At 44.6% G+C, this 25,265-nt stretch carries 27 protein-coding genes and 1 riboswitch; of the genes, 9 read left to right on the forward strand and 18 right to left on the reverse strand.

Annotation, left to right across the window (positions count from 1 at the left end; all coding sequences use genetic code 11):
* Positions 1-94 precede the first annotated feature (94 nt).
* Entirely contained in the window at positions 95-1,363 is a 1,269-nt protein-coding gene (locus HOP45_RS15650) for an MFS transporter (protein WP_181350321.1), read from the forward strand.
* Between the two features lie 38 nt (positions 1,364-1,401).
* On the opposite strand, the gene HOP45_RS15655 is transcribed toward HOP45_RS15650, so the two are convergent.
* The 6 genes from HOP45_RS15655 to HOP45_RS15680 form a co-directional block, all read right to left on the reverse strand.
* Positions 1,402-1,734 (reverse strand): hypothetical protein, encoded by a 333-nt coding sequence (locus HOP45_RS15655; protein WP_181350322.1) that lies wholly within the window; start codon positions 1,732-1,734, stop codon positions 1,402-1,404.
* An 82-nt stretch (positions 1,735-1,816) separates the two neighbouring features.
* Complete coding sequence (locus tag HOP45_RS15660) at positions 1,817-2,830, reverse strand: MoeB/ThiF family adenylyltransferase (protein ID WP_181350323.1); 1,014 nt, start codon at positions 2,828-2,830, stop codon at positions 1,817-1,819.
* Positions 2,831-2,835: 5 nt separating this feature from the next.
* Entirely contained in the window at positions 2,836-3,039 is a 204-nt protein-coding gene (thiS, locus tag HOP45_RS15665; protein ID WP_181350324.1) for a sulfur carrier protein ThiS, read from the reverse strand.
* Entirely contained in the window at positions 3,036-3,635 is a 600-nt protein-coding gene (gene tenI / locus HOP45_RS15670; RefSeq protein WP_181350325.1) for a thiazole tautomerase TenI, read from the reverse strand. The genes thiS and tenI overlap by 4 nt, the downstream gene beginning before the upstream one ends.
* Positions 3,632-4,741 carry a 2-iminoacetate synthase ThiH gene (gene thiH / locus HOP45_RS15675; RefSeq protein ID WP_255437701.1) on the reverse strand — a complete coding sequence of 370 codons (1,110 nt, stop codon included), beginning with the start codon at positions 4,739-4,741 and terminating at the stop codon, positions 3,632-3,634. The genes tenI and thiH overlap by 4 nt, the downstream gene beginning before the upstream one ends.
* Entirely contained in the window at positions 4,738-5,523 is a 786-nt protein-coding gene (locus tag HOP45_RS15680) for a thiazole synthase (RefSeq protein ID WP_181350326.1), read from the reverse strand. The genes thiH and HOP45_RS15680 overlap by 4 nt, the downstream gene beginning before the upstream one ends.
* A gap of 79 nt (positions 5,524-5,602) precedes the next feature.
* Positions 5,603-5,711: riboswitch (TPP riboswitch) on the reverse strand.
* A 623-nt stretch (positions 5,712-6,334) separates the two neighbouring features.
* On the opposite strand from HOP45_RS15680, the gene HOP45_RS15685 reads away from it, so the two are divergent.
* The 5 genes from HOP45_RS15685 (at position 6,335) to HOP45_RS15705 (ending at position 9,374) form a co-directional block, all read left to right on the forward strand.
* Entirely contained in the window at positions 6,335-6,769 is a 435-nt protein-coding gene (locus tag HOP45_RS15685; protein ID WP_181350327.1) for an RDD family protein, read from the forward strand.
* A 181-nt stretch (positions 6,770-6,950) separates the two neighbouring features.
* The gene (locus tag HOP45_RS15690; protein WP_181350328.1) at positions 6,951-7,271 is read left to right on the forward strand and encodes a DUF3243 domain-containing protein; all 321 of its coding nucleotides are present in this window, start codon (positions 6,951-6,953) and stop codon (positions 7,269-7,271) included.
* A 130-nt stretch (positions 7,272-7,401) separates the two neighbouring features.
* A complete protein-coding gene (cidR, locus tag HOP45_RS15695; RefSeq protein WP_181350329.1) occupies positions 7,402-8,295 on the forward strand; it encodes a cidABC operon transcriptional activator CidR in 894 nt (297 codons plus the stop codon).
* A 168-nt stretch (positions 8,296-8,463) separates the two neighbouring features.
* Positions 8,464-8,997, forward strand: a complete 534-nt coding sequence (locus HOP45_RS15700; RefSeq protein ID WP_181350330.1) for an acyl-CoA thioesterase — start codon at positions 8,464-8,466, stop codon at positions 8,995-8,997.
* Positions 8,997-9,374 (forward strand): hypothetical protein, encoded by a 378-nt coding sequence (locus HOP45_RS15705; RefSeq protein ID WP_181350331.1) that lies wholly within the window; start codon positions 8,997-8,999, stop codon positions 9,372-9,374. The genes HOP45_RS15700 and HOP45_RS15705 overlap by 1 nt, the downstream gene beginning before the upstream one ends.
* Positions 9,375-9,560: 186 nt before the next feature.
* Here the strand turns inward: HOP45_RS15705 and HOP45_RS15710 are convergent, their stop codons facing one another.
* From HOP45_RS15710 to dcuS, 6 genes are all read right to left on the reverse strand, one after another.
* Entirely contained in the window at positions 9,561-10,139 is a 579-nt protein-coding gene (locus tag HOP45_RS15710; protein ID WP_181350332.1) for a hypothetical protein, read from the reverse strand.
* Positions 10,140-10,313: 174 nt separating this feature from the next.
* A complete protein-coding gene (locus HOP45_RS15715; protein WP_181350333.1) occupies positions 10,314-10,739 on the reverse strand; it encodes a hypothetical protein in 426 nt (141 codons plus the stop codon).
* A gap of 758 nt (positions 10,740-11,497) precedes the next feature.
* Complete coding sequence (locus tag HOP45_RS15720; RefSeq protein ID WP_181350334.1) at positions 11,498-12,412, reverse strand: AEC family transporter; 915 nt, start codon at positions 12,410-12,412, stop codon at positions 11,498-11,500.
* Positions 12,413-12,707: 295 nt separating this feature from the next.
* Complete coding sequence (locus tag HOP45_RS15725) at positions 12,708-14,036, reverse strand: 2-hydroxycarboxylate transporter family protein (RefSeq protein WP_181350335.1); 1,329 nt, start codon at positions 14,034-14,036, stop codon at positions 12,708-12,710.
* A gap of 198 nt (positions 14,037-14,234) precedes the next feature.
* Positions 14,235-14,948 (reverse strand): response regulator, encoded by a 714-nt coding sequence (locus tag HOP45_RS15730; protein ID WP_181350336.1) that lies wholly within the window; start codon positions 14,946-14,948, stop codon positions 14,235-14,237.
* Positions 14,941-16,551, reverse strand: coding sequence for a DcuS/MalK family sensor histidine kinase (gene dcuS / locus HOP45_RS15735; protein ID WP_181350337.1), 1,611 nt, complete (start codon positions 16,549-16,551; stop codon positions 14,941-14,943). The genes HOP45_RS15730 and dcuS overlap by 8 nt, the downstream gene beginning before the upstream one ends.
* Before the next feature lie 186 nt (positions 16,552-16,737).
* On the opposite strand from dcuS, the gene HOP45_RS15740 reads away from it, so the two are divergent.
* Positions 16,738-17,193: a GNAT family N-acetyltransferase gene (locus tag HOP45_RS15740; protein WP_181350338.1), complete on the forward strand. Its 456-nt coding sequence runs from the start codon at positions 16,738-16,740 to the stop codon at positions 17,191-17,193.
* 27 nt (positions 17,194-17,220) lie between these two features.
* The gene (locus HOP45_RS15745; RefSeq protein ID WP_181350339.1) at positions 17,221-17,670 is read left to right on the forward strand and encodes an SgcJ/EcaC family oxidoreductase; all 450 of its coding nucleotides are present in this window, start codon (positions 17,221-17,223) and stop codon (positions 17,668-17,670) included.
* A gap of 39 nt (positions 17,671-17,709) precedes the next feature.
* Here the strand turns inward: HOP45_RS15745 and HOP45_RS15750 are convergent, their stop codons facing one another.
* From HOP45_RS15750 to HOP45_RS15770, 5 genes are all read right to left on the reverse strand, one after another.
* Positions 17,710-18,318: an SGNH/GDSL hydrolase family protein gene (locus HOP45_RS15750; RefSeq protein ID WP_181350340.1), complete on the reverse strand. Its 609-nt coding sequence runs from the start codon at positions 18,316-18,318 to the stop codon at positions 17,710-17,712.
* Between the two features lie 199 nt (positions 18,319-18,517).
* Positions 18,518-19,816: a (Fe-S)-binding protein gene (locus HOP45_RS15755; RefSeq protein ID WP_181350341.1), complete on the reverse strand. Its 1,299-nt coding sequence runs from the start codon at positions 19,814-19,816 to the stop codon at positions 18,518-18,520.
* Complete coding sequence (locus HOP45_RS15760) at positions 19,809-21,248, reverse strand: FAD-binding oxidoreductase (RefSeq protein ID WP_181350342.1); 1,440 nt, start codon at positions 21,246-21,248, stop codon at positions 19,809-19,811. The genes HOP45_RS15755 and HOP45_RS15760 overlap by 8 nt, the downstream gene beginning before the upstream one ends.
* A 133-nt stretch (positions 21,249-21,381) precedes the next feature.
* Positions 21,382-22,011, reverse strand: coding sequence for a flavodoxin family protein (locus tag HOP45_RS15765; RefSeq protein WP_219914655.1), 630 nt, complete (start codon positions 22,009-22,011; stop codon positions 21,382-21,384).
* A 94-nt stretch (positions 22,012-22,105) separates the two neighbouring features.
* A complete protein-coding gene (locus tag HOP45_RS15770) occupies positions 22,106-22,519 on the reverse strand; it encodes an immunoglobulin-like domain-containing protein (RefSeq protein WP_181350343.1) in 414 nt (137 codons plus the stop codon).
* Positions 22,520-22,717: 198 nt separating this feature from the next.
* On the opposite strand from HOP45_RS15770, the gene HOP45_RS15775 reads away from it, so the two are divergent.
* Positions 22,718-23,773 (forward strand): class I SAM-dependent methyltransferase, encoded by a 1,056-nt coding sequence (locus HOP45_RS15775; protein ID WP_255437703.1) that lies wholly within the window; start codon positions 22,718-22,720, stop codon positions 23,771-23,773.
* 83 nt (positions 23,774-23,856) lie between these two features.
* Here HOP45_RS15775 and HOP45_RS15780 read toward each other — a convergent pair whose 3' ends face one another.
* On the reverse strand, positions 23,857-25,032 hold the full coding sequence (locus tag HOP45_RS15780; RefSeq protein WP_181350344.1) for an MFS transporter: 1,176 nt from the start codon (positions 25,030-25,032) through the stop codon (positions 23,857-23,859).
* Positions 25,033-25,265: the final 233 nt, after the last annotated feature.

The raw sequence follows: 25,265 nt of genomic DNA on the forward strand, positions 1-25,265 counted from the left end.
TCTTGATACGATAATCATGTTGCAACACTACATAAGCTCGATTACATGGTTAACAGCCAGGACGCTCATGCATAATCATAAAGGAGGTTCGATGTTGGGGACATATATGAAGCTATTTACTAATCTATACTTTGCGATGTTCATCGGCGCCTTAACTTTGCTGAATATTGGCAGAAAATTGTCCTGGGTCGCTCTAGGCTGGTTCGTTTATGAAACGACAGGAGCGGCCTCGGCGATTGGGATTGTCCTCTCAGCTGCCACGATTGCGCCGTTGATATCGAGTATCCTCGTGGGCGGCATCCTCGATCAGTATGACCGCAAAAAAACGATGGCCATTGAAAATGCCGTAAGAGGCTTGTTAATTCTCCTCATCCCATTGTTCCATTGGTCCGGCGTCTTGACATTGGGCGTCCTTATTACAGTAATGTTCATCGACGGGTTTTTGTCCTCTTTTACGAAAGTAGGTGCTTCCTCTATCCTGCCTGCTTTCGTAGAGTCTGAGGAGCTTGAAGCGGGAAACGCCGTCATTTCGATGGTTTCCCAAATCGGCACGCTGTTAGGACCTGCCTTAGGAGGTTTTTTGACAGCCTGGATAGGCGCACCCGGAACGCTGCTCGTCAACGTCGTGCTCTTTTTTTCAGCCACGATCATATATATAGGAATCCCTCGTCATCACTACCATCAAGGGATGGAGCATGACCCTTCTGGACCATCTTCAGGATGGATGAGCCGGTTACATGCTTACGGAAGAGACACGAAAGCAGGAATACAGTTCATCATGCAATACCGCATCCTTATCTTTATCGCCTGCGTCACGTTATTGTTCAACTTTACCTATGCTCCATTTGAAGCCGTCCTTCCGGCTTTCGTAAACGATGCGCTTCAGGCAGAAGCAAGCGTCCTAGGTATGATGTGGTCCACCTTTTCAGTGGGAGCACTTACGGGAGCTGCCCTTTGGATACGCTTGTCTATGAAACTACCTTATTCATATGTACTGGGAGTGGTCATTATTCTATGGGGGCTCGCACCTTTCACAGTAGCTTTTCTCAACGAACCGTGGCTCATTTATATCGTCATGTTTCTTGGGGGTGTGTTCTACGCTCCGTATAACATCGTTGCCCCGACCCTTAAGCAGCGCCTCGTCCCCAATGCGTTACGCGGACGGGTATTTGGCGTTTACAATTTGATTGCGGGGCTAGGCTTACCGATCGGCATGTACCTTGGAGGGCTTTCTGGAGATTTAATCGGTTTAACTGAAACCGTCGCTTTATCTGGGGTAGCAACTGTACTGCTTGGATTACTCGTGATGATCGCCAAACCATTACGGATACGTCATGTCTCGCATTTACAGCAACCTTCCTGAGTCAGAGTTGTCAGTTGCGAATAAATATGAAAAGTTGATCAAAAACCGAGATAAGTCGAATAAAAATTACCCCCTCTTGCTTGGAACCAAGCGAAGTTGCAAAGGAATTCTGGAAAGTCGATAAATGCTCGTGCGACGATAATAGCGTAGAGACCGACGATAAACAGGCTGGAAGTGATGATAACAGCGCGGGGAACGATGATAAATGCTCGTGCGACGATAACGGCGTGAGGACCGACGATAAACGCGCTGGATGCGATGATAAGGCGCCAGGTAACGACGATAAATACTAGAGTGACGATAATGGCGTCGGGAACGACGATAAACAGACTAGAAACGACGGTAAAGCGCGCGGAAACGTCGATAAACATCGCCGAAGCTTGCAAACAAACTGGCATGAGACCCAAAAAAAAGGACTCAGCAGTCGCTGAGTCCTAAGGTGTGTAATCTAATTTATCCGACAATTTTATAGTAAAGACGTCGTGCTTCTGTCACATCTTTCGTACCGTGAATCAGAACGCGCCCGTCTTTGAAGAAAACGAGACGCTGCGTCCCGAGCGTATACGCTAACAAAAACGGATTCTGTTCAACTTCACCTTCATGAAGCCGTTCGCGCAATTGATCCAAGTCACGCTCCATTTTATGTGGCGGGCGTATTTGTACCGTATCCCGGCCGCATAATACCGCGGTCTTTGTCTGATTACCTGGTGCGAGGAATGGATACTGGCGCTCCTTTCCGCAAGAAGGGCATGCATCTTTACGAACATTGGATACTTTGATGCCTGTGTACTGGTTTTTCCACATATCAAACGAGATCAATTTCCCGTGCAGCGCTTCAACGTCCTCGACCAAAATTTTCAAAGCTTCTGCGGATTGATGGGCGACCACCATTTGGACAGCTGGCCCAATGATCCCTTCCGTATCACAGGTGGCCCCTCCGAGCGGGACTGTTTCGAGCAAGCAATTCAAACAGGGCGTGACACCAGGAATGATGGTATAACTAAGGCCGTAACTCCCGACACACCCGCCGTATATCCACGGCACGTTGTACTTTTGTGCTATATCATTTAATATCAGACGGGTTTCAAAGTTGTCCGTCGCATCTATAATCAAGTCCACTCCCACGATTAACTGCTCAAATTCTTCCGCCTGAACATCTTGCACATATGCGCGCACATCAACGAGAGAGTTGACTTCCTGCAAGCGGTTCTTGGCAGCAATCGCTTTAGGCACTCGCTCGTACGCATCCTGTTCGGAAAACAACTGTTGTCTTTGTAAATTGCTGTATTCGACATAATCGCGATCGGCAACCGACAACTTTCCGACGCCAGCACGAGCGAGTTGTTCGGCGTTCCCTGTACCGAGTGCCCCAGCGCCGATTAACAGGACGTGTTTTTCTTTAAGTTTCTCCTGACCTTGGACCCCTATGGGCGTAAATAAAGTTTGGCGTGAATACCGATCTTGCATAGCGGTCATCCCCCTCCAACAAAATGGACCAGTTCAAGTTGGTCCCCTGAACACAAACGCGTTGTTGCATAGGCGGTGCGGTCAACGATGGTTTGATTATACTCTACAATTACCATTTGACCATTCAATTCATGATATTGCAAGAGATCACTGATTGTCGCCACTTCCTCAGGATATGCGCTCATTTCACCGTTAACGTGCAACGTCATATTTCCCACCCTTTCTTGTATTCGAGTAAAGCTTTTCTGGGGTTCTCGGCCTCAAGTACACCGGACATAACGGCTATCCCCGCTGCGCCTGTTTCCCGGACTGAACTAACTTTATCAGGCGTGATGCCCCCAATGGCTATTACCGGCAGGGCGATGTCATCGACGAGGTCCTGCAACGCTTTTAACCCTTTAGGGGGGAGGTCCGGTTTAGAGGTGCTCGAAAAAACGTGACCAAACACTATATAATCAGCGCCTGCTTCTTCAGCTTGTTTAGCTTCCTCTCTGGAATGGACGGATTTACCGATTCGCAGACGAGGGAAGTGCTTTCGGACCTCCGCAACATCGAGACTATGATAGGCCAGTTGGACACCTCTTACCCCGAGACTTTCAGCCACATCAACACGATCGTTTACAATAATTTTTTCTCCCGGTACACCGCCTTGCTTCAGACCTTTAACCCCATCGTAAATCTCGCGCGCCGACCTCCGTTTTTCCCGGATGTGCACATGGGAAACGTGAGGGTGGAGCGGGCTGATCATGCTCACAAAGTCCGGGAGTGCCCACTTGCCATTGGACATGACATGCAGCTCCATCATGACATGATCTGCCAATCCTTCATGACGGGCTGGTATCCTTTTTGGAACAACAATTGCCGTATTTCCTCTACCGAGCGTTCATCGGAAATTTCAAATTGACTCTGCGTATCTTCCGGCTGGGCGTAGCCCCCCACTTTCGTCGAAGAAGCAGCCGACATCTTCGTAACGCCTAACGGGATGAGCTGATCGCGTAAAGCTGCTTTCTCACGAGTGGATAACGTAATTCCCGCACGAGGCAGAAACAACCGTAACGCAAGCATTGCCTGGACCATGTTTTTATCGGTTACGTGCACATTGGGTTCATAGCTGCCGGCATTGGGCTGAATTCTTGGAAATGAAACGCCGACTTCAGTGTCAAGGTACCGATTTTGTAGATATTGGCCATGAAGCCCCGTAATAAAGCTTTCTCTCCGCCAATCATCAAGACCGAGCAACCCTCCGATATTGACTGCCCGCATGCCGGCCAAGCAGCCTCGTTCCGGCGTATCCAGCCGATAACGATAATCACGTTTCGGCCCCTTGGTGTGGAGCTCACGGTAAATCGTCTCATCATACGTTTCCTGATAGACCGTTAAGTTGTCTATCCCACTCGCTGTCAGTGCCTCATAATCCGCCTGGTCCATCGGTTGGATTTCAATGCCCACCGAGGAAAAATAGCGTTTAAGAACGGTCATGATCTCTGTTAAATACTCAACAGAGGAATGTTTCATAGACTCGCCTGATAGAATAATAATTTGTTCGATTCCCATCTCTGCTATTGCCTGGGCTTCTTCTTCAACTTCCTCAAGAGTTAAACGTCTCCTCGGAAAGACGTTATCAACGCTGAAACTACAGTACTTGCATGTGTTGACACAGTAGTCTGATACATAGAGCGGCAGGAACAATTGCATCGTATGACCAAAATGCTGAAGCGTAAGCTTGTGAGCTTTCTGAGCCATGGCTTCAAGATAAGGTTCAGCTGCCGGGGCTAATAATTTGAAATAATCGTCCTGTGTAAGGGCATCTTTCTGCAGAACAGATTCGACATCAGCCCCCGATACCTCATGAAACATGTCGCTTAAAGGTTGGTTCTTCACCTGTTCATAAACGTGATAAAAACTCATCATGCGTCACCTCCTGAAGGCGTTAAAAAGCCTGTAAGCGGCGATGAGGCTTCGGCATGGAGAGACGTTGGGCCAAGTCCATTCATATAAGCCGTCCGGCCAGCCTGAACAGCCTTATCAAACGCTTCAGCCATGGCAACAGGATTGGCAGCTGTGGCAATCGCCGTATTTACTAATACAGCGTCGGCCCCCGTCTCCATAGCCTCAGCCGCTTCCGACGGTTTCCCAATCCCGGCATCCACCACAATAGGAACATCGATTTCATCAATCAAAATACGGATGATCTCCTTCATGCGAATACCACGGTTCGAGCCGATCGGGGACCCCAATGGCATGACAGCGGCTGCTCCGGCCTCTTCCATTCGCTTGGCTGCCATTAAATCAGGACTCATGTAAGGCAGGACCACAAAACCTTCATCGACTAACATCCGGGTCGCTTTGATGGTTTCTTCATTGTCTGGTAGCAAATATTTCTGATCCGAAATCACTTCTATTTTCACCCAATTTCCCATACCACTAGCTTGGGAAAGCCGTGCAATCCGTACCGCCTCTTCAGCAGTGCGAGCGCCGGATGTATTGGGCATCAGCGTGACCCGCTCAGGGATATCGTTAAGGATATGCTTACCTGACCCACTTAAATCCACACGACGCAGCGCCACTGTTACCACCTCAGAATTCGAACGCTCAATCGCTTCTTTCATTTGCTGATGATCTGCAAACTTCCCTGTTCCCGTGAATAATCGGCTTTCAAGCTGACGACCGGCAATCACTAATGGATCGTTCATTTAGTCAACTCCTCCTTCTAATTAAAAAAAGCTCACCCAAAAAGGGTGAGCTTCGATTCACTTATTCCATACACGTCACATTAAGCATCGATAGCTTCCCTTCGTTGGTTCTAACCAAGATCAGGTTCAAAGGGTCAGAAAAATTAGCTTTCCTCTCAGCCATCTAGATGGCACCCCTAGCTCGTGATTGATTTAATTGTCAAAACATCTAACGTTTTCTTAATCATAGCAAAACTTTTCCAATTTGTGAACCGTGCGTATGTTTTCCTCACTCATGTGAACTTCGTCCATTAAAAAATTCGTTATCTCAAAAAAGGTTTCCTTTGTATGGTAATAGGTCACATTACCTAAAATTGTCATTGTTTTTTTGGAGCTCCGGCATTAATTGATGACCTATTAATAACTATATGGTAGGAGGAGCTGAGAAAAGTTCATATTAATAGAAAAATTTTCGTCATTCTTTTCTTCAGTGTTGTTGCATCTTGGGCTATTTTACAAAGATGGATAATTGATTCTATCAACATTTATTTTACAGACGATTTTGTATGGGCAGGCATAATTTACTGTGTGGCGGGAGGTCTGCTTGCGGGTGTTGTAATATATATTTATGAAAAATATCCATGCGTAAGACATAAAGATATTATTCTACATTCACCTCACTTTTTTGGAGAGTGAGGTTTTTAAGATGTGCTGTATCTTTCTGCTGTACATTACGGTATTCCTAATGTGTTTGTGGACTACGTTGGCGAAATCTTGAAGATATCATGAAAGACTTCTATAATTGGCGATGCAAATGTAAAGGAGAGATTAGATGTATCGTTCAGTAGGCTTCTTAAAGCGTTTAGGAGCGGGGCTCTTAGACGGACTGATCATAGGGCTGCCGTTGAGCATTTTGACCGGGCTCGTGTTTGGCTTTGGTAATGATCGGATCTACAGCCCATTTGATCTCATTTCATTGCTTTATGGTCTGTCTGTTCCGGTTTTATGGCAGGGGTATATGATTGGCAAACGAATTGTCGGCATCCGCATTGTTAAAACGGATGGAAGCAACGTCACCTTTCTGACCATGGTGATGCGCCTCATCGTCGGGTCACTTGCATATATGGCAACGTTAGGAATCGGAATCATCGTCAGTGCTTTCATGGTTGGGTTTCGCCACGATAACCGCGCAATCCATGACTTCATCGCCGGCACCTATGTTACAGAAGCCACACCTAGGGAAATGGATGAGAAACTGAGAGAATAAAAGACGCTTTTTCTAACGTGAATTTTATCTGCAGATGCATTAAATTTCCGTATAGATATTCCGTCTCTTCTATAGAAAATCCCTTATATCAATGCTTCTCCAATAGTTCCACCTCAACGTTTGGACTATAGCATTATCTGGGAATAGTATTGTGAACCAATGATGAAGGAGGCACAACCCTATGAGTGACAAGCAAGAAATGAATAAAATGGAACAAAAAGCCGCAGACATGAGTGAAGAGAAAAAAGAAGACATTTTGCAGAACTTTGACAAGTTCGCTGACTTTTTAGGAAGCAAAGTGAGTAAAGCTGAGAAAATCGGCATGAGTGAAGAAGCGTTGGCTCAAAGTGCTGAAAAAATCGCAAATTACCTGGCTAAGCATGAGGAGCCACGAAATCGTGAAGAGCATTTACTGCAGCAGCTCTGGAAAAATGGGACAGAACAAGAACAGCACGCCCTCTCCCATATGTTAGTTCGTATGACCGAAGATTATTACAAATAAACGGTTGCAAGCCTGAGCCGATTCCTCACTTAATTATTTTAGGTGAGGACATTTTTATGGATTAAGGCGTTATGGTGTATGCTAGAGGAAGTTACGCATTATTTGTCATGAGATAGGACAGGTGAGTGTCATGGATATCAGACATCTTCAATATTTTATCGAAGTTTCGCGTTTCAATAGCTTCACCCGAGCAGCTGACCATCTATTTGTTACCCAGCCGACCATTAGCAAAATGATCAAGAATTTAGAATCAGAGCTTGGCGTGGAGCTCTTTGATCGCTCTAGAAAACAACTCGTACTAACCGATGCAGGGCGAGTGATTTTGAATCAGGCACAGAGCATCGATAAAGCTTTTAATAATCTGCAGACAGAGCTTGATGACCTGTTAGGCTTGCAAACAGGCCATATTCGCATTGGGCTGCCTCCTATCATGGATGCCGATCAATTTATCCGAATACTAGGCGAGTTCCATCAACTGTACCCTCGCATCACGTTTCAACTCCTGGAAAATGGGACGAAAAGGATTGAGGAAGATATCAAGGCTGACCATTTGGACGTAGGGGTGACCGTTTTACCGACAGAGGAAGAGGAATTTCACTACTTTTCGTTTATGAAAGAAGCGTTGAGAGTGGTCGTCCCCCCTTCTCATCCTCTCGCTGCTCGGAAGCAAATCAAACTCGAAGAACTGAAAGATGAACAGTTTATTTTGTTCAACAAAGATTTTGCCTTAAACGACCGGATTAAGGGTGCCTGTAAGGAAGCTGGCTTCTTGCCGGAGGTTGTATCAGAGAGTTCCCAATGGAACTTTATCGGAAAAATGATTGCTTCAAACTTAGGTATTTCCATTTTGCCTTACAGCGTCTCGATGCTGTTAAAAGAAGACGTAAACGCCATCAAAGTGGTGAAGCCGATGCTTGAATGGGATCTTGCCCTCATTTGGCGAAAACATCACTATCTGTCCTACGCGACGAAAGAATGGCTGACATTCACGCAAGAGCGATTGATGACGAGCATCTCTGAATAGAGGTGCATTTTTTAGAGGCGACTAACGCTCCAACTATGCCTTAAACGCATGGATGTAAGCATTTACATGGACTGTGTCTATCGTTCAGATGAACATTAACCATTTCCCTTTTCCCGTTTACCAGGCTTACACTAAGGATGTCATTCTATTAAAGAAAGGAATCCTCTTATGAGCGAGACAAAACATCCGAGAGAAAGTCTGATTGTCAATACTGATCAAGTGATGATCAATGATTTAAATAATTATAATACCCTATTTGGCGGCGTGTTGATGAAAAAGCTCGACAACAATGCCACCTTGTCCGCACGTCGTCACGCCAGAGCCAAGGAATGCGTGACGGCCTCCACGGACTCTATAGACTTCTTACATCCCATCCAGCAGAGCGATTCTGTCTGCGTGGAGTCATTCGTGTCTTACACCGGGAGAAAGTCTATGGAGATATTTTGTAAAGTGATTGCAGAAGACATGATAACCGGGGAACGGCGTATGGCAGCGACCGCGTTTCTCACCTTTGTCGCATTAGATGAAAATAAGCAGCCTATGCACGTCCCCGATATCATTCCAGAAACGGAAGAAGAGACCTTCCTCTATGAATCAGGAAAAGATCGGGCAGAAACGCGTCGCATTCGCAGACAACACAGTAAAGAGCTGACAGATCTTATCAGTTTAGAAAAACCGTGGGAAAAAGGAGTAGAGGTATAATGGCGGCCGCAATTGCAAGTTTAAAAGAGTTATATCAGGCTAAAGAAGACCTCGAGCATTTAAAAAAGCATCATGAGGACCTGTACGAACAGTTACTCCATGTGGTAAGCCTGACACGCCAGCTGCAAATCAAGTATGGGTATATGGCGTCTATCGTGATGGATGAAGAGGATCTACCTGGGTATCGCCCGCAATTTGTGAGAGACTCCATCCTCACCCTTTATCAGCAGGAAGTCGAAGCCTTGAAAAATCATCAGGATATTAACGAAGTCAAAGCCATCATGCACAAGCATCGCAATATTAGTGATTCAAAGTTGTTTTTATTGATTTTAGGCATGAAACCGGAACTGCTGCAAGGATCAACGATTATTAAGTAACGTTGCACGTATTTAGAGAATTGCCATCCATGAATTGTGTCTCTCACCCACGTGCTGTTACTTTCTTAGTTCTGGAAAACAACTAAGGGGACAAGCTTTATTTGAAAAAATATGACGAATTCATGCCCAAAAAAACCAGTAGAACAGATTAATTCTGAGCTACTGTTTTTTTGATTGTTGGATATATTATCCCATGGCACTTCTAAGGTCTTCGGCGTTTTTATAATTGATGCTTGTTAGCATGCCGTCTTCGTTTGTTTGTATATGGCCTTCTACGTCCATAGTTTCCGTTTCGTCGCTTTCGGTATTCGTGTAAGCTACCGTAACAATAAAGCTGTAATCTCCCTCATCTTCTCCAAGGTTGATTTCGTCCACTTCCATTATGTAATCAGGGTGGGCAGACTGTAAGAAAATCAACGCACCATTCGTGTTTATGAAGCTATCAAAGAAATTTTCGCTCATATATGGCTCGAAATTTTCTTTATTGTACTCGGTGATTTTTTCCGCTTTGGTTTCAAAGTCATCTGAAAACAATTCTTCGTGGCTTTCATTTGGACCAGTAAACACATGTTCTAGAACAGTTCGAACGTTCTCTTCGGTTTTGCCCTCAGCCTCAGTACCATTTTCCCCTTCGTTCTCCTGTTCAGTGGTGTTTTCCTCTCCATCTGAACTATTTCCTGTCTCTTCGGAGTCCGAGCAACCTGCAGCTATTAGCAAAAATCCCACCAACATCAAAGGCTTCAAGTATTTCGTTAGTTTTTCCATTAATTAACTCCCACCAATTTTCCAATAATTCTAACATATTTGGAAGACTAACTATACTTTTAGTGATAAACGAGGTCGGCCATCATGATGACCACAGGACAGCCGTACTTAAATATATTACATATTAATATCACCTATCACGTAACATTATTGATGTTAAAATCACCCATATAATTACTTATTATTAATAGGGATTGGCACACTTTGGTCTCCATGAACAAGTGTAACAGTTGACACATTCTTAGACTTACTTTTGTCAATACCAATTATAAAGGTTCTTGGACTTGCGTCGGATGTGCAATTACTATTTATATCGGTAAAGTCAACCAGTATCTCTTGCTTTTCGTAATTAGAACGAATATCGTTTATTTCATAAGGACAAGAGCTCGATTCGTGAAGTCCTACAAATAAAACATCTTTATTTTTCATATCAACGTCAATTAAATCGACTTGCATTTGGAACTTATTCCACATTTCTTTATAGTCTTCTTTATTGTTAACTCTTTCAACTAGATAGTCTTTCCCGTCATGCTCTGTGGCCATTTGTTCGAACGAAAGTGGCAGACGTTTTCCGGAAGTAATTAAATTTGGTTCTTGCACCTCAGCCCCCTCCTTTTTATTACAAGCTGAGATGGCTAATAGCAGAAAGCAAATAGCAAGTAGAACATATTTATGTATAGTATCCCTCCTTTATTTAGTTGGACGTTGTAATTTTCAAAAAGTTACAAAAAGGTATTTAAGTGATATTTTTCCATTAATTCAAGAAAAAACATCAAGTAGAGCAATACGTATGACTTGATTTCGAGATGTTTGTGGGAGAGTAGGGTCGTTGGGGAAGGATTCGCTTTCCTGCGGGGGAACTGCCAAGCCTCCTCAGGCTTCGCCTTCCGGGGTCTTGCCTCGCTCCTTCTCCCGCGGGAGTCTCACCCTTACCCAACGGCCCTTGCCCTATAGGCTTCTCGACATCACTTGGTTGCGCATCTGCCTATAGGGAACCGATAGCACTTACAATCACGCGTATGAAAGCTTTTTCAGTCAAAGGTTCCTGTTACGGAAGCTCGTTTCGAGCACCTTATGATTGTATGGTGGATGGGAAAACGGTGAGACTCCTGTGGGAATAACATGAGCGGTGAGATCCCGCAAGGCGTAGCCTGAGGAAGCCCCCCCCATGCTTTTCCCAGCCAGCATCCGCATACACAAAAGTCTCGAAACTGAGCATTCAAGTAAAGGGGGGGGTCTTTAGTTGAATTAGCCCAATATATAAAATTTGAATAACTTCCATAAAATTGGATATTTTTAATTGAGCGCTGCGATATTAACATATCCAAGCGCTCATTTTTTCTCCACGGTGCCAGAACTTAAGAAACTGCGCCGACCAGCCACAGCATGAGAGGAACGGTCACCATGCTGGCCAACGTTGTAACGAGCGTGCTATAAGAGACGAGCTGAGGCTCGGTATTGAATTGGAGCGAATACATGGTAGTATTCGCAGCTGTCGGCATTGAAGCGAGTAAAATTAAAATGCTTGCAAGCATCGGGTTTAGCCCTAATAAGAGTGTAATGCCTACAGCTATAATTGGCGAGACGATCATGCGGACTGTGAAAATGGTGGTAATATCTTTCCATTGCACCGCTCCTTTACTCAGTGACGCCAGCTGCATGCCTAAAACAAGCATGATCGTCGGAATTGTCGCTTCTGCTACGAGGTTCACGGCCTCCATGATAAACGCCGGAACGTTGACATGGAACGTCTGGACGAGCAGGCCAAGTACAACAGCATGATTGATCGGCATGCGTGCGATTGTAACCAGTGATTCTTTTAACGTGTGATCAGCATTACTGCTTCCTTTTGCGGCATAGTATAATCCCACCGTATTCATTAAGAGGGACTGGACCACCATCATGATGATGGCATAATCCACCCCTGCTTCTCCGTAGGCAAACAATATGATAGGAACGCCATAATTTCCACTGTTCATGAACACACTCGACAGCACAAGAGCCGAGGATTTGGCCCTCGGCTGAGCTTGGAAGTAAGCGATAATGTTGACGAGTAAAATCAAAATAAGCATGAGAGATGCGCAGAACAACAAAATATAGAGATAATCCAGGGTTACCTCATTCGAGTAGAATGTTCGAAATGCTAGAAAGGGATACATCAAATACAAACTCGCCGTGGAGATCGATTTTCGATCAAACCCAATTTTTTTCTCGCCTAGATAACCGATTGCAAAGATAATAAAAGCAGGCAACACAATCAAAATAACGTCCATAACACTCACCACATTCGCAAAAGTTAGATTATACGTTGGTGTTCCTTTTTCATAATACCGGGAATAACGGAAAGACTTGAATGCGTGACCGAGTCTGTAACAAAAAGGGGATTGGAATCGCTCGCCTAGCCGACTTTTCCCCTTTTTTCAAACAGACCATGGCTTCAAATCAAGTCTTTCAAATAACGTACATATATGAATGGTCAACACCGGGATTTAACGAGTCTTTACAAAAGATAATCCCATCATACCTAGACGACTTGGCAGCAGTCCACTAGAACGCATCGAATTGAACTCATGTTAACAGAGGAATGATAATGCCCGCTAGCAGCAAGATAAGCGCTCCCCCTAATCGGGAAGAAATTTGAGCAAACGGCATTAGCTCCATTCTTCTAGAAGCAGAAAGTACAGCAACGTCGCCAGTTCCACCCATATTGGCCATGCATAAGCCTGCTGTGATGGCTGACTCAATGGGATAAAATCCTACGAGTTTCCCAAGCAGTCCGGCCCCTATGATGGCTCCTAACACGACACCGAACACGGTCAATATATAAGGCACTGTTAATGCTTCCAGCACCGTGTTCAAATCGGTGTACGCTACGCCGATTCCAAATAATAAGGCAAGCGTCCAATTGTTGGCGACAAATTTGTACCACTGACTTGCTCCTTCAACGATTGATTTAGGAATGACATCAGCGATTTTGGCCATTGCGACGACGATAATCATTAAAGCATAAGGATGAAGCGGGATAAGGTCACCGAGCAGACCGCCGACAGCAAAAAAGGTGATCGCGGCGAGTAAACCGATGCCCATTTTTTGAATATCATATGTTTGCTTCTCTTCTTGGTAGTGAAAACCCTGGATCAACTGTCCTTCCCCTGTAAGCGATGGTACTTTTTTGCCGAGGAGATTAAGCATGCTGGCTAATACGATAGCAAAGACATTACCCAAGGCGAGAGCAGGAACGAGCATTGATATATAATAGCTGGGATCATTACCCATCATTTCAGAGTAGACTTGACTCATCGGCACGGCTCCAGCACCCATACCGCCACCCATGATCGGCATCGTGATGACAAGCACAGCATCTCGCAAAGAGAACCCAGCAATGGCACCTAATAAACTAGCAAACGCAATGGCACCCACAACCGCGCCGAATATAGGTAAAAAGTAACGCAAACCCACTTTCACAAGGATTTGCTTATTCATTCCCAGAATACTCCCGGTAATCAAGGCTGCAATATAAAAATTAAGAAAGCCGCCTCCCTTCATGAATTCAGTCATGGAGGTCACGGGTTGATCCGGAAGCCACCCAGCGTACACCATAAAGGCCGCTCCGAAAATGGCCACAATAGCTCCGCCCCCAAGGAATGTTTTCACGACCGGCGTGTGATCGCCCATCCATCCTAACAATTCACCAAATACAATCATTAAGAGTAAGCTTCCAATCATCCCACCAGGTAAATTACCCGTATATAAACTAATGACAGTGATTATACCAAATATTCCAAACCACAAGATCGGCATTTCAAAAATCGTAATCGGCTTCTTTTCACTTTTCAACTCCGTGACTTCAGCGTTTTGTTGCTTTTCATACGTTAGCTCTTGAGCAGGTTGAACCATCTGTCAGCACTCCTTTTTATGTTTGGTAACCGCTTTCATTAGGCTGGTTTCTATCATAAATAAGTTCACAGAATATTCACACATTGTGAAACTATTGATAGTAATGTAATTAAAAAAAGCAACAAAAAATGCCCCCTGCCTGGAAATGAACATCCCAAGCAGACGGCTCGCAAAAACCGGGTCCCCTGTACAACTAACCTACAAATAAGGATCTATTCTGTTTCGATTAGCCTCTTTCAAACTGTATTGATAGATTGGCCTTCCTACCCCATAGATTAACGTTTCTTCAAGATACCCAATCTCGCTCAAAAATTTCAGGTACTTCCTTACCGATACGCGCGAGATGTTAACTGCAGCTGCAACGTCTTCAGTGGAAAAAGCGGTGCGATTTGAAAGAATGACAGTGTTGATAATATGCAATGTATTACGTGTCAAGCCTTTAGGTAAAGCGTGTTCTCCCGTTCCAGCTGCTTCATTCCCGTTCTCTTTTTTGAATAATTGGTCAAGTTCATGTTGATTAACCTGCTGTTTTTGAGCCAACGTATGATAATTATCTTTGTAATAGAGCAGGGCTTGTTGGAATCGTTCAAATTCGAATGGCTTAATTAAATAATCAACTGCTCCAAGTCTCAACGATTGTTGAATTTTCTCCACATCAGAGGCAGCAGTTATTAAGATAACATCGATATCCTGATTCTGCTCCCGGATCCGTCCAAGAAATTCAATCCCATTTAGACCTGGCATATAAACATCAAGCAGAATCAAATCAATTGCCGTATGAGCGATACATTCAAGTGCTTCATCCGTATTTTCGGCTATTCCACTAATATTAAACTCATGCATTTTTTCAACATATCGCTGATTTAACTGAGCGACCATCGGGTCATCTTCCACAATTAGTACGTTAATCATCCATCTCACCTCCTGCTTGATAAGGAATAATCATAACGATCGTTGTGCCTTGCGCAGATGTTGATTTGATTTCGAGCGAACCATCGAGTTGGTCGATGCTCCGTTTGGCTAAATACAGCCCGAACCCGCGATGCTCCCCTTCTTTAGTTGAAATGCCTTTGGTGTAAATGTCCTCCTGAATTTCTTCAGGGATTCCTTTTCCTGTATCGCTTATGGTTACGCTCAGTAATTCATCTATATAGGAAAACGTTAGATGAACGCGCTTTTGTTGTCGTTCACCTACACTGTCAATAGCATTATCAATTACATTTCCTAAAATCGTAATCAGTTCATGGGTAACCTCAGGGTTGGCTGGTTGGGGAACTTCCGTTTCACAATCAAGCGTCAGTTCTACATTCGCTTCCCGTGCAAAGCTCAATTTTCCGATAATAAAACCAGCAAAGGCCGGGTCTTTTATCTGCCTTGTGACTGTCCCGACTTCATGAGCCTGGTGGTTCACAAGCTTACTGATAAACTGATGCACGTGATCATAGTCCTCCATTTTGACCAAGCCCTGAAGGACATGTAATTGGTTCATAAATTCATGGGACTGGGCACGCAGCGTATCGGCATACATTTGCACACCCGTCAATTGTTCAGCCAGCTGATTCACTTCGGTTTTATCTCTGAATGTCGCAATAGCTCCCACAACTTCCTCGTTCACAACGAGGGGCACACGGTTCGTGATAATAGATACCCCATTAATCGTCTGCTCCTCATCTAAGTCAGATTCCTTTTTGCTTAAGACCTGGTCAAGCATGGTTCCGGGTAAAAAATCATTGATTTTCATCCCGATAGGTTCCTGGCCATGGAGCCCCGCCTTACGGAAAATCTCCCGAGCCGACTTATTTACGAGGACAATGAAACCATTGCTGTCAATGGCTATAATCCCTTCACGCACGGAATGAAGCATCTGATTCCGTTCTTCATGGATACGAGCGATAGCATGCGGTTCCAAACCGAATAAGCTCCTTTTTATATAGTTCGCTAATAAAAATGCACCCACAATGCCAACCAACACACCGATGAGCGAACCAATGATGATCCGACGGTGATTTTGCTGAATAGAGGACTCCACCGCTTGCAAGGAAATCCCGACGGACACAGCACCAATTTGGTTGTCCTCTTCATCATATACCGGTGCAAACGCACGCAATGACTTTCCCAATGTTCCAGTAGACCGAGATGTATACGTTTCCCCCTGAAGGGCCCGGCTTTCATCGCCTCCGACAAAATGACGGCCAATCCTGCTGGGATCGGGGTGCGAATGCCGAATGCCCTGCATGTCCATGACGACAACGAACAAGACATCAGCGGAGTCTTGAATCGTCATGGCGTATTCCTGGATACGGCCATTTTTCCCATCAGTCTGCAAACCTTGTTTGACCGTTTGAGATTCCGCAACAGTCCGTGAGACGATCAAGGCCTTTTCTTCTAATTGGTTTTCTATGTTTTCGCTCGTTGTATCCGTAATTAATAGATCAGTTGTCAGCAATGAAATTAAGACGACAAGACAGACAAATAATATAATAATCGTGCTCAGTTTCAATCGGCGCTTCGGCAAACTCATTCACCCCCAATCAACAAAAAGTCAGTTCATCCTTGAATAAAAGCGTAATTCAAATAGCGGGCTGATTGATAGAAATGGTTACTCGTATGTTAATTATGTATTTTATATTGTGAGAGCCTATAAATAAAGGAAATGTATCCTATTTCCTAGAATAAAAACGCTAGGAGGGATAGTGAACACATGAACCAACCACGTATAAAACAAGCACGCCCCCAGGACGCCCACGGGCTTAGTGAATTGGCTCACCGGTCGAAGGGTCATTGGGGCTATGATCATGCGTTTCTAGCAGCTTGCAAAGAAAATTTGACGATCACCCATGCCTATATTAAACAAAACCCGGTCTATGTGATGAATTATGGAGAGGAAGTATATGGTTTCTATAGTTTATTGCTTGAGGACGAGAAACTGGACTTCTTATACGTAAACCCTGACCATATAGGTGAGGGGATCGGTCGCTCTTTATGGCAGCATATAATCGAGACAGCAGCTAAATACGGTTTACAGCACTTCACGATAGATAGCGACCCCTATGCTGAATCTTTCTACCTTAAAATGGGAGCCCGACGAATTGGCGAGATCCCCTCCACAGTTTTTCAGTATCGAAAATTACCGTTGCTGCATGTCAGCGTATCATAGAACCCGAATGTTGAAAGGAGAAAAACTATGAGTAGAAATACGGATGAAGTGATTCAATCTCTTTATCATCAGCTTATAAAGGCCTGGAATGAGCGAGACGCTGCTGGCATGGCTAGCCATTTTTCGGATGAAGGCGTTCAGATCGGCTTTGACGGCAGTACACTGACAGGAAAAAACGAAATCCATTCACATTTGGAGGCTATCTTTTCCAATAATGCTACCCCTCCCTTTTTGACTAAAATTACGAAAGTCCGCAAGCTAGGAGATGACGCAGCGATTTTGCATGCGATAGCAGGGATGGTACCGCCCGGTTCTTCAGATATTAACCCCGAGCTAAATGCCCATCAAACCCTTGTTGCCGTGCTAAGAAACAACAATTGGGAGATCGAACTTTTCCAAAACACACCCGCCCAATATCACGGGAGACCTGAATTAGTAGAACAAATGACCGAAGACCTTAAACGCGCACAAAAATAGATGCTTATCAACATTGCCTTTCTGTCGATTATAGCACCTTTACGAACCACTCTCCGAAAAGAAATGATGATTATTCAGAAGCTCTCTAATCAGTTTACTCATGAGTATATGACCCGCTTTATTAAAATGCTGATCATCAGGCAGAAGATATTTATTTGGTGCGTTACTGTGGATATACGTTGACATATCTATAAAGAAAATTTTATTTTGATCGGCGTCTTTCTTAAGCACACGATTAAAAAGAGTGATCTGTTTCAGCACGTTTGGATGCTTTCGATTCATTTTTTTAGAAGTGGGAGAAATGCCTACAATAATTAAGGGTATATCACTGGCTTGAATCAATTTGATGATTTTTTCATAGTAGTCAGTGAAACTTGCCACGTCGAGTCTAGATTTTCCATTAAATTTCTCTCGCGGCCAACAGTCTGCTAAACCTACGTGCATAATGACGATATCAGGCTGATATGATGACAACTGGGAAGGCAGCGTTTGATAGATCCTTTTGATTGATTGAGAATACTTGGCGGTATTTGTCACCTTGATATGAGGAAGCGTTTTTTGTAACAAAGCAGGGTACGTAGATGCGACCTTTATTGCCGGCCTGGGGAGGGGCATAGAGGCTCCCATAATTAATATCTTCTTGGTCATTCCATTTGACCTCTTCACCCTGCTCACTTCCCTTCTGCACCATAGCAAGGTTTATAGTTCACTATATGAATAAGCAGGAAGTTTTGATTGGTTATCTTCCTTAAAAAAGAGGATTCGGCTATTCATTGATAGAAGGTAAGGCTTCATTTTTATTAATAAATAAGAAAAAGCTGCCTCTCAATTAAGGCAGCTTTCAGCGTTATTTCGGCGCAGGACCTGCTTCGGCCAACAAATCGACAAGGTGGACCGCTTCCATTCTATCACTGTCGCCGTCTCGTTCTATGCCCAACTTCATTTGTAGTAAACAACCGGGATTCGTAGTGACGATCACGTGCGGATTCACCTTGCGGACATCTCTCATTTTGATATCGAGTACCTCCATGGAATCTTCATAGTTCACGATATTATAGATGCCAGCTGATCCGCAGCAAAAGCTGGGACGGTCCAATTCCTGCAGCGTCATGCCCGGAATTCGGTTCATGAGCTCGCGAGGCGGCTCCGTGACCCGCTGCACATTCGTCATGTGACACGACGGTTGATACGTTACGGTTTTGTTAACAGGTGTAGTGAATGTTAATCCGTCGAGCTCTACTAAAACCTCCGATATATCCTTCACCTTGGCGACGAATTGTTTCGCACGGTTGTGCCATTCTGACCCTTCCTCAAAGAAATGGTCGTATTCAACCAGTTTCGCACCGCATCCTCCTGCGTTATTCACAATATAATCGGCCTGGATACGTTCAAAAGCCTGAATGTTTTGTTTCGCTAACTCGCGAGCCATATCGGCTTTGCCATCATGAGCGTGCAATGCTCCGCAACATGTTTGTTCTTCTTCGATCATGACCTCTGCTCCTGATAGCCGTAATAATTCCAAGGTACGCTCATTGGTGTCAAAAAACATGCTGTCCATCACACAGCCTTTAAAAAAGGCGATGGTCGCCTTGGGTGATTCCGCTGGCTTTATGTGTGTTTTGCGATGCTTACGCTGCTTGGGACGCGGCATCGCTGGCAGTACTTGTTCAAACTGATCCAAATTGAGCGGTGCCATTGACGTCAGGTGCATTTTTCGGGCTGCCCGTTGAAGCCCAGACGCCTGATAGAGCCATGTCGCATTCCCGAGGCGATCCATCCAGCGCGAGGAAGGAAAAAACGAGCCAAACAAAAACTGTTCCACTTTCTCCTGACGTTTCGTCTTCACTTCATCATCTTCAATAGCTTCTTTGGCGCCCTCAAGGATTTGGCCGTATTGAACATTGGTCGGACAAACGGTAACACATGCCATGCAGCCTAAGCATTTTTCGATCGGCTCCTTCAAATCACTTATCGCCGCTTTACCTTCTGCAACCATTTTGACGAGATTAATCCGCCCCCGCGGCGAGTGGGTTTCAGTTTCCATCGTTTCATAAGTGGGACAAGCCGGTAAACAGTAGCCACATTGCACACAGTCAAACGTTTTGTCATAATTCACTTTCTTTTGAAGCGCTTGCAAATCACTCATTACGTAACACCAGCTTCTGCCCTTTTTCCGGAAAGACTTTGCCAGGATTCATAATACCATTCGGGTCCCAGCTGTCTTTGATCCGCTTCATCAAATCAAGACCGACTTCGCCCAGTTCCATTTCCATAAACGGCGCTTTCATCGTCCCGATTCCATGTTCACCAGACAGCGTCCCACCCAACTCGATGGCCGCTTCAAACATGTCTTCAACAGCAAGCTCCACCCTGCGCATTTCTTCCTGATCACGTTTATCGCAAAGGACGTTGGGGTGTAAATTGCCATCGCCTGCGTGTCCGAATACGACAATCTCAACGTTGTGCTTTTCCTTGATCACATCGAGGCGGTCCATCAGATCAGGGATTTTACTGCGTGGAACCGTCGCATCCTCGGAAACCTTAGTCGGTTTGATTTTTGCTATAGCAGGAGATACTTGTTTGCGGGCGTGCCAAATCTTAGCCGCTTCAGCTTCGGTCTCAGGAATGGTAGATTTCACCGCTCCGATGTTTTCCATAATATCCTGTACCCGTTCTGTTTCGATTGCGATTGTTTCGGGATGGCCATCTAATTCAATGATGACAATCGCATCTGCATCTACCGGCAAGCCAGCAGGCTGAAAATTTTCCACCGCCTGGATGCACGCTTGATCCATAAATTCCATTTTTGAAGGTAAGATCCCTGACGTTAACGTCTTGGATATGGCCGCTCCGGCCGTTCGAACGTCATCAAACACGACCATCAGCGTTTGCACAGCAGGCGGTTTCGGTAATAACTTGAGCGTGGCTTCCGTAATGACGCCCAGCGTCCCTTCAGACCCAACCACCAGCTTCGTTAAATCAAAACCTGTTACATTTTTAATCGTCCTGCCGCCTGTCCGAATGATTTCCCCTTCCGGCGTAACCAACTCAAGACCGATAACAAAATCCTTCGTCACGCCATACTTCAAACCTCGGGGCCCGCCCGAGTTTTCAGCCAGATTCCCTCCAATTGTAGCAACGTGAGCACTGCTCGGATCAGGGGGGTACATTAAACCATAAGCCTCTGCAGCTTCATTGATTTTTCCGGTACGCGTGCTTGGCGATGTCACCGCAATTAAATCATCAGGGAAAACCTCGACGTGTTGTGGCCATTGAGATAAATCAAGTGAGATCCCGCCATGGACAGGAAGTGGCCCCCCGCTTAAACACGTAGCCTGTCCCCTCGGATTAACGGGGATATGATACATATTCGCTAGCTTTAATACTGCTGCGACTTCTTCTTTTTGTTTGACTTGGACGACAGCATCAGGCAAATATTCCCCAAATGAACCGTCGTAGCTGTAACTGTGACGATCAGCTAACGTCGTCTTTATTTGCTCTTCCGGGATAAACGATTTCAATTCTTCTATCCATTCCAAGATGTCAGCCTCCTTTCTAAGTTGAAAAACAACAGACATTGGTATAGACCATATCATTCTATTTCGCTATTGAAAGGGTTTCTTCCTGTTATTATAACAAGAATGTCGAAATTTTTCGTATTATTTACGGCTGCACAATAAAACCGGGAGCTCTTTCAAAGCCCCCGGTCTCTTAATCTTCTATGAAGTTACCTTCTGCTGGAATAGGATTTTCTTTCAATCGTTTCGCAAGATGAATCAAGTTATAGGCCTGCATCGTCACATGGTGACGGGTAAAGTCATTTTCTATTCCATTCGCTTCAATAAAGGACGGCCCAGGGCCAGCTTCTCCAACCCAGTAGGTATCCACATTCGGCGGGATAACAAAGCCAAGATGGGATAAGGCATATAAAATGGAACGTGCTGCATTTTTGGCCCCATCTTCGTTCCCGGTCACAACAACCCCGCCTACTTTATTGTAATAAACAGACTGCCCTTTATCATTGGTCAGGCTCGCGCCTCCATACAATCGTTCAATCGCTAAAGCTGTTACGCTGCTTTTTTCGCCAAGCCAAACGGGCGTGCCGATCATCACGATATCGGCTTCCTTCACCTTTTCAAATATGCTTGGCCATTCATCACCTTCACCAAGGTCAGCGCTAATCCCAAACTTCAGATGGTAATCAGCCAAGCGAATTGTTTCATGCTTTACACCTTCATGATCAAATAGATTTGTAATTTCACGGGTTAACGCGTCTGTATTAGACGTTTCATCGCTCGTTTTCAATGAACCATTCAGAATGACCGCTTTTATAGGTGCCATGCTACGTCCTCCTTTTTTGCGTCAGGCTTTATGATGTTCATTTCACACTCTAGTGCTCATGAAACCTCATCAAGCCATACGGGAGGACATGTTTTTAATGTTCGGTTGTAATATAGAACCGAGCAGCGACCATGACCTCTTTTGAGGAGTGGGAACGTTCCGTACTAATCCGTTTCATAACACGATAAGTCCCTTCATCAAAAGGATGATCAAGTATATGCAAATCTATTGTCTGCCTGCAGCTCTCGCCTTCAGGGACCGATACCTCACGTTTCGTTAATTCTACATCTCGATAAAACGGGATCTTGTACCAGGTACCATAAACATATTTTTCGAGACGGTACTTTTGATCAAAATACAGATAAGGCGAACCTAAGTTTTTTATTTTAATTTCAATTTGGTTAATAAACGGTTGATAACTCGAATGTGTTGTATGCATCGTCACATGATAGTCCTTGGTTTTGACTGTGCTGAGGACGCCGCCATATCTCGATTTGTTCATCAACATAGTGGTCTCTCCTTGTTCGATAAATTGGGCTTCAATTTAGTATTATGTTTTAAACTACCTTATACAATTTATTGGTCGAAACTCGATTTAAGAAGGTTACACGGAGGAATTTTTTTAGCGAGAGATGAACTATTTTTTGTAAACGGTTGCATGTTTCGGTATAATTATAGGAAAATTCAGACAATAGGGGTGGTAAGCTTGTTACGTGAACAAACGATGCGCACGCCCAGCGAAAAACCTTACACCGAAGAGGACATCGGTACCTCAGATCAATTAAAGCACTATCGTGTAGATTTGCGCCAACTCTCCGAAAAAAATTACAACAAATTTGTCACGTTGAATACCGTACGTGATTGGTCTCAGCTCAGTTGGGAGGATATCGGCAAGCCTTATGAAGTAAAAACATATTCAAAAGATCGCTTGAATTGGGAGAAACAGAATCAAACTGAAATGGATCCTCATACCTCCTGGACATATTTTAATCAAGCCTTTCATGAGTGGTTTTCAAAAGACGTACCGTTGGAACAACAAGTTGCCAAGCAGAACTTTTTAACCAGCATCAAACGCTTTAAACCCGGCCAGATTAAAGAAGCCCTTCATGATGTCGTACAAATCCAGCTATGGAATTATGTCCACCGCATTCAAGACGGCATTTGGGACCCGAGAGGCAAGCGCGCCCTCTTTGAAGGACTTGATATCAACAAGCCGCGTATTTTATTTCTTGGGGCAGCGGAAGGTTATGAAGCGATGCAACTGGCTGCCATGTACCCTGGCGCTGAAGTCGTGCTCGTCGACTATGATGCCTATTGCAAAACTACCCGTTTCCAGGAGTTTCCGGAAAGCTACCCGTTCTTAGGCGAGAACCCGAGCACAGGTCAGCCCAAAGTCTATTATAAAGATGACTTTGACATAGAGTACGTAGTGGATGACATTCGCAATCTGGATTACGGTCCCACGTTTGATATTGTGCTTTCGGTCGGGCTGCTCGAGCATTTTCCTGACGAGTACAAACATGAAGTAGCCGATTGGCACCGACGTTTTTTGAAGCCAGGCGGTTATGTGGTCATGACGACTCCGCGCGCTCAAATGAAGTCGAAACTGTATTACCACATCATGGCCGACGTCATGAATCATACGTATCGTGAGTTAATGACCGTGGAACAGATGGGCAAATATATGTACGATAACGGCTTTGACATATTACGTCACGGGTATATTAAAGTGCACAATGGATTAGTGGCGCAACCCCGGTGAGCCATATAAAAAGCAGTAACTTTCTTATAAAGTGCGAAAGTTACTGCTTTATTTTTCACAAGGCCATCGTGCACATTAGTGTTCTATTTTCGGTAAAACCATAAAAGGCTTCCAGACAGCGTTAGAAAAATAACCAAAAGGCCTAGAAAACCGTGATAAAAGCCAACCTTTTCAATCGCAAACCCAAACAACGGAAAACCAATCATGATCGCAAAGCTTTCAGTCAGGCTGACCATGGAAAAGAATGTGGAACGGACGTGACTCGTCAAAAGATTCTGGACAAAGTTAGAAAAGATAGGCTCAAAGATGCTTAAGAGTTGCGCCAGAATAAGAAACGATAGCAAGATCGCCCAATCGAACGCGAAAATGAACAATATAAAGAACAGCACATATAACGCAAACCCGTAATACAGCATTCGAAAGAATTTAAATTTGGCTTCTAGTCTATAAGCAAGTTTGGCCATGAGAGCCCCCAGCAGGCCTTCGATCGTGAAAATAGCCCCGACCGTCACCTGAGAATAGCCTAACTGAACGAAATATTCCTGCCCGTAAAAAGTAATAATCACCATAACGGCGCCCGCTAACACAAACAGCGTAACGGGGATGTGAATAACAGGATTAGACGTCCAAATAGCCAACCCTTGTTTGAACTGGGTCACCCATTGATGATACCAGCGCCCTTGTAACGTTTGATCAGGCTCACGGTGAGGTTCTTTGATAAGGAAAAGCGGTACTAACGCAAGGACATGAGTAAGGATCATCGAACCATAAACCCACACCCAGCTGATTTCAGCCATCATTCCCCCGAGAAACTTGGCCAGGCTAAGGGATAATAGCCCGATCGCGGTCATGCTGCCAAAAATACGTGTGAAATCCTTCTCTCGTTTCTCCTCTTTCAACGTATCGTAAGCCAGTGCTTGTTCAGCCCCGGATTGGAAAGTAATAATCAGTCCCATCGACATAAAGGCCAGCGTAAACATGGAGAAAGCATCACTTACCAGCATGAAGGTGCCATAAGCGATACTGAAAATATTCCCTAACAGCAAGCTCACTTTTCGTCCATATAAATCAGCAATCATACCCGTCGGCACTTCAAATAAGACAATCGCCAAATGAAGAACCGCTTCAAGAAGACCGATTTCCCCAAAGCTCAGCCCCTTATCCCCGAGGTAAATAACCCACAAGGCCCGGTCAAAAAATAGCTGGGCAAAAAAGACATAGATATAGATCATTGTTATATTCCGTTTATTCAAAACCATCGTTTCCGTCCTCCTTATACATAAAAAAAGACACAGGTAACGTGTTATCCCTGTGCTCCATGACGTCATGTTCGTTATTCAGGAAATAGCCACGCTGCGTTCATTATCATTGAAATTTTAGTTAAAAAAGGACATACGTGTCCCGAGGACGGCTAAAATTCCAATAATAGACATCATTAATACGATATATCGCTTTTCACCTATGATGTCTTCAACGAACGTAAGCATGGTTT

Source organism: Thalassobacillus sp. CUG 92003 (assembly GCF_013618635.1).
Lineage (GTDB): Bacteria > Bacillota > Bacilli > Bacillales > Halobacillaceae > CUG-92003.

What these genes read in the sequence shown, in the direction of transcription:
- HOP45_RS15655 (WP_181350322.1), bottom strand. Translation starts at nt 1,734, where the DNA reads ATGTTTATCGACGTTTCCGCGCGCTTTACCGTCGTTTCTAGTCTGTTT.
- HOP45_RS15660 (WP_181350323.1), bottom strand. Translation starts at nt 2,830, where the DNA reads ATGCAAGATCGGTATTCACGCCAAACTTTATTTACGCCCATAGGGGTC.
- thiS (WP_181350324.1), bottom strand. Translation starts at nt 3,039, where the DNA reads ATGACGTTGCACGTTAACGGTGAAATGAGCGCATATCCTGAGGAAGTG.
- tenI (WP_181350325.1), bottom strand. Translation starts at nt 3,635, where the DNA reads ATGATGGAGCTGCATGTCATGTCCAATGGCAAGTGGGCACTCCCGGAC.
- thiH (WP_255437701.1), bottom strand. Translation starts at nt 4,741, where the DNA reads ATGATGAGTTTTTATCACGTTTATGAACAGGTGAAGAACCAACCTTTA.
- HOP45_RS15680 (WP_181350326.1), bottom strand. Translation starts at nt 5,523, where the DNA reads ATGAACGATCCATTAGTGATTGCCGGTCGTCAGCTTGAAAGCCGATTA.
- HOP45_RS15685 (WP_181350327.1), top strand. Translation starts at nt 6,335, where the DNA reads ATGTATCGTTCAGTAGGCTTCTTAAAGCGTTTAGGAGCGGGGCTCTTA.
- HOP45_RS15690 (WP_181350328.1), top strand. Translation starts at nt 6,951, where the DNA reads ATGAGTGACAAGCAAGAAATGAATAAAATGGAACAAAAAGCCGCAGAC.
- cidR (WP_181350329.1), top strand. Translation starts at nt 7,402, where the DNA reads ATGGATATCAGACATCTTCAATATTTTATCGAAGTTTCGCGTTTCAAT.
- HOP45_RS15700 (WP_181350330.1), top strand. Translation starts at nt 8,464, where the DNA reads ATGAGCGAGACAAAACATCCGAGAGAAAGTCTGATTGTCAATACTGAT.
- HOP45_RS15705 (WP_181350331.1), top strand. Translation starts at nt 8,997, where the DNA reads ATGGCGGCCGCAATTGCAAGTTTAAAAGAGTTATATCAGGCTAAAGAA.
- HOP45_RS15710 (WP_181350332.1), bottom strand. Translation starts at nt 10,139, where the DNA reads ATGGAAAAACTAACGAAATACTTGAAGCCTTTGATGTTGGTGGGATTT.
- HOP45_RS15720 (WP_181350334.1), bottom strand. Translation starts at nt 12,412, where the DNA reads ATGGACGTTATTTTGATTGTGTTGCCTGCTTTTATTATCTTTGCAATC.
- HOP45_RS15725 (WP_181350335.1), bottom strand. Translation starts at nt 14,036, where the DNA reads ATGGTTCAACCTGCTCAAGAGCTAACGTATGAAAAGCAACAAAACGCT.
- HOP45_RS15730 (WP_181350336.1), bottom strand. Translation starts at nt 14,948, where the DNA reads ATGATTAACGTACTAATTGTGGAAGATGACCCGATGGTCGCTCAGTTA.
- HOP45_RS15740 (WP_181350338.1), top strand. Translation starts at nt 16,738, where the DNA reads ATGAACCAACCACGTATAAAACAAGCACGCCCCCAGGACGCCCACGGG.
- HOP45_RS15745 (WP_181350339.1), top strand. Translation starts at nt 17,221, where the DNA reads ATGAGTAGAAATACGGATGAAGTGATTCAATCTCTTTATCATCAGCTT.
- HOP45_RS15750 (WP_181350340.1), bottom strand. Translation starts at nt 18,318, where the DNA reads ATGACCAAGAAGATATTAATTATGGGAGCCTCTATGCCCCTCCCCAGG.
- HOP45_RS15755 (WP_181350341.1), bottom strand. Translation starts at nt 19,816, where the DNA reads ATGAGTGATTTGCAAGCGCTTCAAAAGAAAGTGAATTATGACAAAACG.
- HOP45_RS15760 (WP_181350342.1), bottom strand. Translation starts at nt 21,248, where the DNA reads ATGTCTGTTGTTTTTCAACTTAGAAAGGAGGCTGACATCTTGGAATGG.
- HOP45_RS15765 (WP_219914655.1), bottom strand. Translation starts at nt 22,011, where the DNA reads ATGGCACCTATAAAAGCGGTCATTCTGAATGGTTCATTGAAAACGAGC.
- HOP45_RS15770 (WP_181350343.1), bottom strand. Translation starts at nt 22,519, where the DNA reads ATGTTGATGAACAAATCGAGATATGGCGGCGTCCTCAGCACAGTCAAA.
- HOP45_RS15780 (WP_181350344.1), bottom strand. Translation starts at nt 25,032, where the DNA reads ATGGTTTTGAATAAACGGAATATAACAATGATCTATATCTATGTCTTT.